12 protein-coding genes are annotated in these 10,252 nt (G+C 46.5%); 8 read left to right on the top strand and 4 right to left on the bottom strand.

The genetic code is table 11. The annotated features are described in order from the left end of the window. Positions 1–51: 51 nt before the first annotated feature. From ACI4J0_RS08400 to ACI4J0_RS08390, 3 genes are all read right to left on the bottom strand, one after another. Positions 52–687: a formate/nitrite transporter family protein gene (locus tag ACI4J0_RS08400; protein ID WP_439765365.1), complete on the bottom strand. Its 636-nt coding sequence runs from the start codon at positions 685–687 to the stop codon at positions 52–54. Positions 688–772: 85 nt separating this feature from the next. After that, positions 773–982, bottom strand: coding sequence for a hypothetical protein (locus ACI4J0_RS08395; RefSeq protein ID WP_439765364.1), 210 nt, complete (start codon positions 980–982; stop codon positions 773–775). 47 nt (positions 983–1,029) lie between these two features. Next, entirely contained in the window at positions 1,030–2,130 is a 1,101-nt protein-coding gene (locus tag ACI4J0_RS08390; protein ID WP_439765363.1) for a hypothetical protein, read from the bottom strand. A gap of 107 nt (positions 2,131–2,237) precedes the next feature. Between ACI4J0_RS08390 and ACI4J0_RS08385 the strand changes: the two genes are divergently transcribed. Next, a complete protein-coding gene (locus tag ACI4J0_RS08385; RefSeq protein WP_439765362.1) occupies positions 2,238–2,459 on the top strand; it encodes a YabP/YqfC family sporulation protein in 222 nt (73 codons plus the stop codon). A 33-nt stretch (positions 2,460–2,492) separates the two neighbouring features. Further along, a complete protein-coding gene (locus ACI4J0_RS08380; RefSeq protein WP_439765361.1) occupies positions 2,493–3,719 on the top strand; it encodes a sporulation protein YqfD in 1,227 nt (408 codons plus the stop codon). A gap of 63 nt (positions 3,720–3,782) precedes the next feature. On the opposite strand, the gene yajC is transcribed toward ACI4J0_RS08380, so the two are convergent. Continuing rightward, a complete protein-coding gene (yajC, locus tag ACI4J0_RS08375) occupies positions 3,783–4,151 on the bottom strand; it encodes a preprotein translocase subunit YajC (protein ID WP_439765360.1) in 369 nt (122 codons plus the stop codon). A gap of 232 nt (positions 4,152–4,383) precedes the next feature. Here yajC and ACI4J0_RS08370 point away from each other — a divergent pair, with 232 nt between their 5' ends. The 6 genes from ACI4J0_RS08370 (at position 4,384) to ACI4J0_RS08345 (ending at position 10,196) form a co-directional block, all read left to right on the top strand. Continuing rightward, the gene (locus ACI4J0_RS08370; RefSeq protein ID WP_439765359.1) at positions 4,384–5,649 is read left to right on the top strand and encodes a hypothetical protein; all 1,266 of its coding nucleotides are present in this window, start codon (positions 4,384–4,386) and stop codon (positions 5,647–5,649) included. Positions 5,650–5,791: 142 nt separating this feature from the next. After that, positions 5,792–6,598: a hypothetical protein gene (locus ACI4J0_RS08365; RefSeq protein ID WP_439765358.1), complete on the top strand. Its 807-nt coding sequence runs from the start codon at positions 5,792–5,794 to the stop codon at positions 6,596–6,598. Positions 6,599–6,643: 45 nt separating this feature from the next. Continuing rightward, a complete protein-coding gene (locus tag ACI4J0_RS08360; protein ID WP_439765357.1) occupies positions 6,644–7,132 on the top strand; it encodes an SF0329 family protein in 489 nt (162 codons plus the stop codon). A gap of 164 nt (positions 7,133–7,296) precedes the next feature. Next, positions 7,297–8,220 (top strand): alpha/beta hydrolase, encoded by a 924-nt coding sequence (locus tag ACI4J0_RS08355; protein WP_439765356.1) that lies wholly within the window; start codon positions 7,297–7,299, stop codon positions 8,218–8,220. 18 nt (positions 8,221–8,238) lie between these two features. After that, entirely contained in the window at positions 8,239–9,564 is a 1,326-nt protein-coding gene (locus ACI4J0_RS08350; protein WP_439765355.1) for a hypothetical protein, read from the top strand. Then, positions 9,537–10,196, top strand: a complete 660-nt coding sequence (locus tag ACI4J0_RS08345; RefSeq protein ID WP_439765354.1) for a DUF6320 domain-containing protein — start codon at positions 9,537–9,539, stop codon at positions 10,194–10,196. The genes ACI4J0_RS08350 and ACI4J0_RS08345 overlap by 28 nt, the downstream gene beginning before the upstream one ends. Positions 10,197–10,252: the final 56 nt, after the last annotated feature.

Below are 10,252 nucleotides of genomic sequence, written 5' to 3'. Positions count from 1 at the left end.
CGAGCCGCCTGTCTGCCGCCCCTAAAAACTATAGAACGAGCGGCTGCAGGCTCAGCCTGCCTCGGGCTGAATAAACGCCTTTCTCACAAAGGGTATAAACATACCGCCCACAGCATTTCCCATAGTCATTACAAAAAGATACAGAAGTGTATTTGCCGACCATACCTTTGCAATTGTGAAATAAAACATATTTGCAACGCAGTGCTCGTAGCCGCTGAGGATAAACGCCATGACGGGGAGAAATACCGCCAGCATTTTGCCCACAGGGTTCTCGATCTTCTTGTATCCGTCTGCGGCGATGAACATCAGCATTCCGCAGAATATGGCGAGAATGAAAATGCTCAGCAGATCGTCGTTAAACTTGACATCGCATATCTGCGCCGCCTTTTCGCTTATTGCAGGGGCGATCCGTGTGCACAGGAGCATTCCGCCCATTGCGGCAGTTCCGATGAGATTTCCCAGCCATATCAGGATAAGGTCGATTATGTATGAGGGCTTGTTTTCAACTGCATAGCCCACCTTGCCCGTGAAAAGGTTGAAGCCGAAGGACAGTATCACGAACAGTCCCGTTCCGAAAAGAAATGCGCCCATATATTTGTTGTCGCAGGAAAGATAGACCGCTCCGCCGATGCCGATGGCAAAGCCTGTCATCACTCCGCGGAGTAAAATGTCAATTACACGTTTCATAAGACCACCATTAAAATATAGTTTTCAGCCGAAAAAATATGCCGACGATCTGTCGGCATATAGAGACACTTATGTATTCAGAGAATTACTCATCATCAAAGTTGCCGGGGATATGGAGCTGCTTTACAGGTATCCTCTTTAAGGGAGAATACGAAAATTTATTGCAGGAAGCGTCTCCGTTAACAAGACCTCTTTTTTCGCAGAGAACCTTGCCGCCGTCCTTAGCCCTTGTTCCGAAAGCGCAGTACTGGCACTGAGGCTCAATATCGTTTCCGAAGTATTTCTTCTTTGCCATATAAACATTCCTTTCTGCGTAGCAAGATACATCTTTTTTATATTATATCACATTTTTTCGGGTTTGGCTATATTTTTTTGCGATAATATCAAAATCGTCATAATCAACAAAATTATTGACAGCATTGGTGAGAAATCACTAAATTTGATTTCCTCACTTACGGGTGCGCTTACGGCAATAACGCTGACGGTATAGAATTTCGGGATAAGCCTTTGGCATATGAGAAATGCGGCAAGGGAAAGGGGAATGCGCAAAAGCAGCGCTCTGAGGGGGGAGAAGCCTTTGCACACCGCCTTTATCTGCATATGAACGCACAGTCCTCCGAAGGAGAGCATTGCGGCGGAGAGGGGCAGGAGACGGGTCGGGTCACCGAAAACTCCGCTCAGATTGCTTATCTCGAAAAATGACCGCACAAAGGGATAGACCTGTGCGGGGTGGACTACCGTAAGCCTTGATATCAGCACCGATATGCCCGAAAGCAGCCCTGCCTTGGAAAAAATCCCCATGAGAGCCGCCATAATAAGCACCATGCCGCATATCATAGTCATACTTTCGGCGGCTGAGCGTGCGGCGGCTGTGATATGCTCCGCAGAAAGACTTGGGGAGACCTTTTCCGTAGATTTCCCGGGGATGGGGCGGAAGGGGGCGGACAAAAGAGCGGCAAGGAGGTTTGTCCCCGTTACGGCAAGCATTACGGATATCCATGCTCCTTTGCTGTCGGGAGCCGCTATGGAGGATATTGCCATAATATACGCAGGCCCCGGGGCAATGCAGAAGCATAGAAACTCCTCTGCCCGAGCCTTTGTGAGCCTGCCGCTTTCAAGCAGTCCGCTTATGAGCGCCGCACCTATGGGATATCCCGCAAGCTGGCTTATGACAAAGACAGGGAAAAACTCCTCGGGCATTCTGAGAATATACCTTGAAAAAAGGGAAAAGGGTCTCCCGAGAAGCTTATAGGTATCCGTTTCGATAAGCAGCTTTGAGGCGGCTGTAAATGCGTATAGCGAGGGAATGAGAGTGGAAATGCACAGCGCTGCCGCCTTTGCACATTCCTGCGCAGCTTCGCGTCCTGCCCATATCAGTGCGGCGGCAGATAAAAATACAAAAACAGCGGGGCATATTCTTCTGAAATTATCGATGACCTTCACATCTTATACCGTCCTTTGCACAAATTGCCGTCTGCATAAAACGCATAGGCGCTTAATATATATAATGCGGGGGAGGGAAAAATATTCCCCGGAAAGGGCGGGTGTGAATGGAGCTTAAACCCCGAAGCTCCCAGATCGTCATCTGCGGAAATACCTACCTTGAGGTGGAAAACTGCAGCCGTATCATGGAGTATAATGACATTTACCTGAAAGTAAAAACATTTTCGGGAATGGTGATAGAGATATGGGGCTCGGGACTTCTCCTTTCGGATTACAATACCGAGGGGATAGCAGTCAGGGGTAAAATTACCTCGGTGGAGCTTCATTGAGTGGAGCTTCATTGAAAAGAGGAGTGAAATAAAATGCGGCTATACAGGCTCCGAAGCCGAACGGGCTTCTGCATATATTCGGAGCAGGGAAGGGACTTGGTCAAATTCATAAACGACCTCAGAAACAGTCCTCTGAAGTTTTTTGGGCTGTCGGTGAGGGGAGAGAAGCTTTACGGATATGTAGGCTCGGGGGATCTTGCCGCTCTGGAAAGACTTGCGGACAAACATAAGCTTGTCTGTGAAAGGATAGATGAAAAGGGAGCGGCAAAGGAGCTAAGGGGATATAAAAGGCGGATCGGGCTTGTTATAGGCTTTTTTCTGTCTGTGGGGCTGGTTGCGTTTCTCAGCGACAGGGTGATGATAATTGAGGTGGGTGGAAACGAGACTATCCCCGCCGAGCGGATATTATCCCACCTTGAGGACGCAGGAGTATACATCGGCAGCAGCATTTCCTCGGTCAATTTAAGGCACGTGGAAAGGCAGGTAGCCGCAATGGACAAGGACATTGACTGGGTGGGGATAAAGCATATCGGCAGCAGGGTCACTGTGGAGATAAACGAGATGACCCATCCCCCCGAAATGGAGCGGAAAAATACTCCCTGCAACATTGTAGCCGCTCATGATGCACAGATAACGGGGGTCAGGCTGTACAGCGGAATGCTCATTCCGATGGTTGGCGATGGGGTCAGGAAGGGGGATATCCTGGTCAGCGGCGTTGTGGACACCAAGTACGGGCGAAGCTTTTATGTCCATTCCATAGGCGAGATAACAGGGGTATACACCGAGAAAATGACATTTTCGGAAAGGTTTTGTACGGAGGAAAAGGTGTGCGTGGGGGAGAAAAGCGCAAAGGCTCTTAAAATATTCGGACACAAGCTTATATACAGTCCTGCGGAGCTTCCCTCGGGGGATTACGAATACAGCGAGACAGACGAGCAGTTCACATTTCTGGGACTGTCCCTGCCTGTTTACCGTATAACGGGGCATTACCGCATTATGGAGGCTCAGAGCGTGACCCTTACCGAAGAGCAGGCGGAGCAGAATATTATGGAGCGGATAGAAAAATACGAGCAGAACTTTCTTGACGGGGGAGCGGAGATACTGAACAAAGATATAGAAAAAACAGCCGATAAAAACGGGGTAACGCTTACGGTCACATATACTCTTGAGGGGGAGATAGGGGAAGAAAAGATGATATTTGCAAAATACGAGCCGCCGAAGGAGCCCGAAAAGGAGCCCGATGAAAAAAAGGAAGGCTGATACTTTGCATAAAAAGCGGGACTGACGATACACTGTTCGTCAGTCCCGCAAATTTTTATATGCTTACTTTTTCTTGCCGAGCTCCTCAACATCATCGTGCTGAGTGAGATTTTCGGAGATCGCCCAGAGCTTTACTCTGATCTTGCTGCGGTCGCCGCCTGTTTCGATAACAACGGTCTGAGTATCGTCATTCTTGCGTACAACGATGCCCACAATGCCGCCGATGGTAGTTACCTCGTCGCCTATCTGGATATTGTCGCGCATTTTCTTCTGCTCTTTTTCCTTCTTGTTCTGAGGACGGATAAGCATAAAATAGAAAATGACCATTACCACAATGAGCATACCCACAGAGGATATGAGCTGACCTGTCATTGCAGCTTCATCTGCAGTGGCGGTTGCGGTATTGGCAAGCATAAAATAAATATTTGACATATTTTGGTTATTCCTTTCTTTTGAAAAAATAGTAATACATCTTTAATTATACCGCATTTTCCCAAAAATGCAATAGCGTTTACAGAAATTTAAGAATTGAGTTTCGCTTTTTTGCGGTAGAGTTCTTTTACTTCAAAATAATAAAAACCATTGACAAAAAATAGCTTTTGTGATATAATTATTAAGCATAGTTAAAATTTTATGTGCTATTTTTTTATAGTGAGATGATTTTATGACAAATTCAGCGAAGCAGGCGCAGGATAATACTCAGAGCGCAGGCTCCGTTTCGGTATTGGCTGCGGTTGGGGGAGCCTTCTGCAATAAGTATGTTGTAATTTCCCTGATATCCGCTGCACTGGCGGCGGCAGCACTTCCCCTGGGCTCGGACAGCCTTTTCTGCATTACCGAGGTGTCCGCTGCGGCGCTCATCTGTCTTGCAATGTGGCTGATACAGTCTTTTGCCCTGAGAAAATACGGGATAAGCAGAAAAATGATGCTCGATAACCAAAAGAGCGTTGACCCAAGACTGTCGGGAAGTCTGGGCGACCTTAACAGCCTCGGCAGCTCTCTGGGCGCGCTTGCAGGCATATCGGTGGTCCTCTCAAGGCTTTTCATAGCGGACGGGGGAGTTTTTGACTCGGATAATATTGCCGTTCCCCTTCTTGAGACCCTTGCCTGTGCGCTTTGTACAGGCTCAATGATATCCGTTACGACCTCGAGACCCTCTCTCAGATATTCCTTGTACATAATTGCGGGACGGACAACGGGTGCAGGGGGTAGCGAGCTTCTTAAAAAGACCTGCAGAGCGTCAAACAGCCCCGAGCTTATGAGGAGACTCGGCAAAATGTCCTGCGTGAGAGTTGCTGCGGCGGTAGTGATATCGATGACTATAGTTATGTCCGCACTGAGCGGCGCGGGACCGGTGTTCTGCTGCGCTCAGACCGCATTTCTGTGTATGCTTGCGGTGGGACTTTCCGGCAGCTGCCCCAATGGCGGAGAGGACAAGCTATCGGATGAAAAGATACCGCTGTTTTCCAAAAAAAGCAAAAATCTCTGCGCTTTAAATATTTTTGCCTATATCCTTATCGTATTTTTCTTTATCTTTTCCTTTCCGTTCAGAAGTGTTTACACCGATTATACACCAAAGCTTGAATATGACTATGACGAGGTCGTTTCGGAAAGCGTGGAAATATTCAGTATCCCTCAGTCGGGCGATGAAAGTATGATGCTGTTTAACGGCGTTTTCCTTGCCTGTGCTTTGATGATAGCCGTAATTTCGGGAGTGTTTGCTCTTGTGCGGGGATTTTCTTCCGTATCACAGATATCATCGGAGCTCCTCGGCTCGGTCGCTTCCGCTGCGGCTGCGGCAGGCTTCGGACTTATAGTTAAGTCTGCGGCACTCGACTCTGTTCAGTATCTTGTGGCGGCAAGCACTGCCTGTCTGCTGATACTTGTGAATTTGATAGCTTATCTTGTCGGGCAGAGACGAAAAGGGTAATAGCTGAAAATCAAGTTTGAAAACATAATAACGTTTATTCTAAATCTGTGTTTGTAATTTGGTATCAGTATGTTCTATTGATACCAAATAACAATATATGGGGGAATATCAAGTCTGAAAGTGCATTTATGTAACAAAAGGAATGAAAAAAGCAATGATGACAATTGACGATCTGAAAGCCGCCCGTAAAACTTTTTTAGAGAATTATCTGAAGTATCATAATGAATATGATGAGCTGTATAAGATCTGCAAAGATAATGCATCTCAGACTCTATATTCTTCATTGGGCAAAAGACCCGTTCAATTTGATATCGCAGACATACTGGGCAGCAGAAGCTTCAAGTACACTGTTCTCAGTGAGGAAAAAGACGGCAGTTCAAAAAATCGTTCGGAGCATTATTATAATGTGAACGGAAAGCTGATAATGAGCTGTGATATTGAAAACAAAAGAAGAGCCTTTACCGACATCATTGTTCGTGACGGTGAGAATATCTGTGTGCTCAGTTTCGATAAAAACGGCTTTTTGCAGAAGGTGCAGATAACCGAATACAAGGACAAAAAGCCCATTTTATACAGCCGGTGCCAATACAGTTCATATTATGGATTTACGATGGATCATTCTGAGTTTACATATGATGACCGGGATAAGCTGAGCGTGGTTTATACAGCAAATAACAGGACTGTTACAGATGAAACTGACAAAGAAATGTTTATGTATGATCACTACATAAAGAAATGTATGGAAGATGACAGTTTATTAACTATGCCGGTTTCAATATATACGGTCGAGTGTATTTACAATAATGATTCTTTGGCAAGAGTAAGAAGCTATGGAAAAAATGTATCTCAGGGATATATAAGTGATGAGACGGTAACAGATATTAAGGATTCATTGTCTGTTATCTTCAAAAAAATAATAAGTGATTTGGTGAGCTTTGCTGATGTGTGACTTCTTATGCATTTTACCGCAAAATAAAAGGGGCGAAATATTTATATGAAAACCTGGACAAGTATAAGACACAAGCTTGAAAATGAATATCTTGCTTATTCCCTGAGAGGGCATATCCGATATTTTGCAGCGTCATACAGTAAATGTCCCGACCACGAGGGCAGAGCGGCAATTTATCTTGACGGCAGGGAGATCATATCGGGAAGCTACTATGAGCAGTGGAGCAATGCAGGCTTGCTGCCAAAGGACGAGACTTTGGAGAAAAGGCTGTCTGTCGAGTTTCCATTTATGGACGATACGGCAATAAAATACGGTATGTTCGACCAGAGGTGTTTATATAACGCTTTTTATGAATTTGATAATCAGAGTATAGAAAAAAGTCTCCAAAGCGAAAATATGCTTGTAAGGATATTTGCTGTTCTCGACCGCCGTGTGGGCAAGAGAAGATTAAGAGCAATGAAAAATACTATTTCCGATGATGGAGATGTTTTTCAAATGTTTTACCATATCAGAGCCGAGGCTGAGAAAATATGATATTCCTTATCCGCCGTCTGAAAAATCATTCGGCGGAATTTTTTACCCCTGTGTAAATATGTAAATTTTCGTCATAAACGCAGTAGTTTGCATAATACGATTGACCTTACGGAAGATTTATAGTATAATAGAAGTATAGAAAATCTGAAAGGCAATGAAGAAAAATGAGCAGCTTTTTTGACCATATAATAAGCAAAATAACTCCCCCCGATATACGGAAGGTCTACCGCCTGCACAGGGAGCTTATCCACCTGCTTGTACGCACCGCCGCCACCGCCAAGGACGGTCATTACGACAGGGATATCACCTGCCGTGACGGCAGAGCCATACCTGTCCGTGTATATCCCCCCTCTGTGCTCAGCCCCAAAAAGAGAGTGCTTATATTCTTTCATGGGGGAGGCTGGGTCATCGACGATATCGACAGATATCATAAGGTGTGCAAGCAGCTTTCGCGCATAACGGGCAGCTATGTGGTCTCGGTGAATTACCGCCTTGCTCCCGAGAATAAATATCCCGCAGGGCTGAATGACTGCTATGAAGCCGCCCGACGGGTTTACAGATATGCCGTAAGAAGGGGCGTGTCTCCCAACGATATTATCCTTATCGGAGACAGCGCAGGAGGAAATCTTGCCGCCGCCGTTTCACTCAAAGCCCGTGACAGGGGAGAGTTCAGGATACGCAGGCAGATACTTATTTATCCCGCCGCCGACTGCGAGTTCGGAGAGGATTCGCCCTATGCGTCCTTCCGCGAAAACGGCGAGGGCTGTATCCTCACCGCCGAGCGTATGAGAGGATATTTTGAGCTGTATGTGAACTGCCCCGAGGAGAAAAATGACCCTTATGTAGCTCCTCTCAAGGCGAAAAGCCTTAAAGGAATGCCCGATACGCTGGTTATAACCGCCGAAAGATGTCCCCTTCGCGACGAGGGAGAGGCATTTGCAAAAAGGCTTTACAAAAGCGGTGCAAGAGTGATGGCATTTCGCATAAAAAGGGCGTATCACGGCTTTTTCGCTTCCGACCTGCAGTTTAATCCTCACGCGCGCAAGGCAGTAAGTATGATAATGTATTTTCTGCGCCTTACAGATTAAGAAGAGAGGAGGAAGTTTATGATGAAACGTGAAAAACATACCTCCTGGAGCCGTCTTGACAATGCCGCCAAGATATTTCCGTCTACCGTGGAAAAATCCGATACACGAGTATTCAGATTTTCCTGCGAACTAAACGATGAGATAGACCCCGAGCTTTTGCAGAAAGCCACCGAAAGAGCGGTGGAGGGCTATCCCAATTTCAATATGATAATGAAAAAGGGACTGTTCTGGTATTACCTGGAAAACTGCGATCTAAAGCCCGTTGTAACCGAGGAAAATTCTCCCGTCTGCGCAGCGATATACGAGGAGGACGTCCGTTCCCTGCTTTATCGGGTGACATATCACCGCAGCAGGATAAACCTTGAGGTCTTTCATGTCCTTGCCGACGGCACAGGCGCACTGATGCTCCTTAAAACCATAGTCTACAGATATATCATCTACCGTTATGCGGAGCTTTTTGATGACGAGCTTCCCGTGCTGGACAATGACGCCTCATTTTCCCAGAAAAATGCGGACAGCTTTTCAAAATATTACGACAAGACTATCAAAAAGCCAAAGGCAAAAATGATAAAGGCATTCCGTCTCAGGTCGGAAAGACTTGAAAATAACAGGCTTTCGGCAATTGAGGGCTTCGCTTCGGTTCAGAGCGTGATAGAAGCGGCACATAAATATAATACAACTCTGACCGTATTCCTCACCGCCCTTTATATCAAGGCGCTCAGTATGGAAATGTCCGTACAGAGCAAAAAAAAGCCTGTGGTAATAAATATCCCCGTAAATCTCAGGCAGTATTTTCCCTCGGAAACAGCCAAGAATTTTTTCGGAATGATATCCGTAAGGTACAGCTTTGCAAAGCAGGACGGCTCCCTTGAGGACATTATAGCCTGCGTGAGCGAGATGTTCAAGGAGCAGCTCACAAAGGATAAGCTTGCAGTGAGAATGAACAGCCTTGCCGCCCTTGAGCATAACCCCTTTGTACGTATCGCGCCTCTGCCCTTAAAAAACAAAGTCCTGCGCATTGCCCGTCATATCAGCGTGAGAAGCGAAACTTCGGTGATCTCAAACGTGGGCAGGATAAAAATGCCCAAGCAGTTTGACGGGCTTATCAGAAGCTTTTCCGTATTTGTGAGCACGGGAAATATCCAGCTCAATATCTGCTCCTATAACGATGTCCTGCAAATGGGAATAACCTCAAGCTATGCCTCCACCGACGTTCAGCGCAGCTTCTTCCGCGCGCTCACGTCCCAGGGCATAGACGTTACGATAAGGAGCAACGATTCATATGCCGAAAGACCGGTCCGGGAGGTGAGCGAAGAATGCAGCAGTGCAGAAAATGCAGATTAAACGTTGACGGCGACAAGGACCGCTGTCCCCTCTGTCAGGGAGAGCTTACGGGCACACCCGAGCCCGAGATGTATCCTAAAATAACTGAAAGCCGCTTCGGAAGCGACTTTCTCTTAAAGCTTATAGCCTTTATTTCCATATCCGCAGCGGCGATATGTGTTGGCACGGATTATATCATCTCCGGAGGGATAACCTGGTCGCTTATCTGCATAGGCGGCATAATCTGCGCCTGGCTCACCACCTCTGTGGGCATAACCTACCGCCGCAGGATACTCAAAAACATCACCTGGGAGCTTATCCTCATAACCTCCCTGTCCGTCATCTGGGACAGATTTACGGGCTGGCGGGGCTGGTCGGTGGATTTTGTCCTTCCCTGCGCCAGCATATGCGCCGTGATATCCATTTTCATAATCGCAAAGGTGCTGAAAATGAAGTCGGGAGAGTATATGCTCTATCTGATAATCGGGGGATTTTACGGCTTCCTGCCCCTTATCTGCCTTATAGCAGGGCTTACAAGGATAACCTATCCCACGGTCATATGCACCTGTCTCAGCGTAATGCTTATGGCGGCGCTGTTCCTTTTCCGCGGAAAGACCACAAAGGACGAGTTTGAGCGGAGATTTCATCTCTGATATTACTTGTTATTTACGACAATATTTTTTCTTTGATTTCAAAAACATAATAAACG

Source organism: Huintestinicola sp., from assembly GCF_051882455.1.
Taxonomy (GTDB): Bacteria; Bacillota; Clostridia; order Oscillospirales; family Ruminococcaceae; genus Huintestinicola.
The sequence above is the reverse complement of the archived record's forward strand: the minus strand, read 5'-3'. Positions and strand labels throughout refer to the sequence as shown.

Bases quoted from the DNA above. Each gene is read 5' to 3' on its own strand.
- ACI4J0_RS08400 (WP_439765365.1), bottom strand. From the start codon at position 687: ATGAAACGTGTAATTGACATTTTACTCCGCGGAGTGATGACAGGCTTT.
- ACI4J0_RS08395 (WP_439765364.1), bottom strand. From the start codon at position 982: ATGGCAAAGAAGAAATACTTCGGAAACGATATTGAGCCTCAGTGCCAG.
- ACI4J0_RS08385 (WP_439765362.1), top strand. From the start codon at position 2,238: ATGGAGCTTAAACCCCGAAGCTCCCAGATCGTCATCTGCGGAAATACC.
- ACI4J0_RS08380 (WP_439765361.1), top strand. From the start codon at position 2,493: ATGCGGCTATACAGGCTCCGAAGCCGAACGGGCTTCTGCATATATTCG.
- yajC (WP_439765360.1), bottom strand. From the start codon at position 4,151: ATGTCAAATATTTATTTTATGCTTGCCAATACCGCAACCGCCACTGCA.
- ACI4J0_RS08370 (WP_439765359.1), top strand. From the start codon at position 4,384: ATGACAAATTCAGCGAAGCAGGCGCAGGATAATACTCAGAGCGCAGGC.
- ACI4J0_RS08365 (WP_439765358.1), top strand. From the start codon at position 5,792: ATGAAAAAAGCAATGATGACAATTGACGATCTGAAAGCCGCCCGTAAA.
- ACI4J0_RS08360 (WP_439765357.1), top strand. From the start codon at position 6,644: ATGAAAACCTGGACAAGTATAAGACACAAGCTTGAAAATGAATATCTT.
- ACI4J0_RS08355 (WP_439765356.1), top strand. From the start codon at position 7,297: ATGAGCAGCTTTTTTGACCATATAATAAGCAAAATAACTCCCCCCGAT.
- ACI4J0_RS08350 (WP_439765355.1), top strand. From the start codon at position 8,239: ATGATGAAACGTGAAAAACATACCTCCTGGAGCCGTCTTGACAATGCC.
- ACI4J0_RS08345 (WP_439765354.1), top strand. From the start codon at position 9,537: ATGCAGCAGTGCAGAAAATGCAGATTAAACGTTGACGGCGACAAGGAC.